Here is a 308-nt window from a genome sequence, read left to right as displayed (position 1 = left end):
TCATACCAAGAGGTGCATTATCTGCCGCTTCGCTCTGGAACACATAGCTTCCGTTCTCCTTCGGCGTATAGCTTCCCTGATACAAGCCGTTCTCCTGCTTCTCGACCTTTACAGCCTCCTTCTTTTCCTTGAAGGTAACTGATATATGATCCGTGTTTTCCATTCGACTATACAGGGTGATTCCTCCCTGCGCTGTCTTTTCCACATACAGGTCTGCCAGTCCTTCCACCACCTGTTCATGCTCCTCCAGCACGCTTCCCTGTACATCGATGCTTCGGATCACATACGTCCCGTTTTGAAGGATATCG

The 308-nt window shown here is 49.7% G+C and carries 1 protein-coding gene; it reads right to left on the bottom strand.

The annotated features are described in order from the left end of the window. Window positions 1-308 (bottom strand): hypothetical protein (locus NE665_RS24260; protein WP_256302753.1); only part of this gene is annotated, 308 nt, incomplete at both ends.

The sequence above is a fragment of the Clostridium sp. DFI.1.208 genome, assembly GCF_024463855.1.
Taxonomy (GTDB): domain Bacteria; phylum Bacillota_I; class Bacilli_A; order Erysipelotrichales; family Erysipelotrichaceae; genus Clostridium_AQ.
The sequence above is the reverse complement of the archived record's forward strand: the minus strand, read 5'-3'. Positions and strand labels throughout refer to the sequence as shown.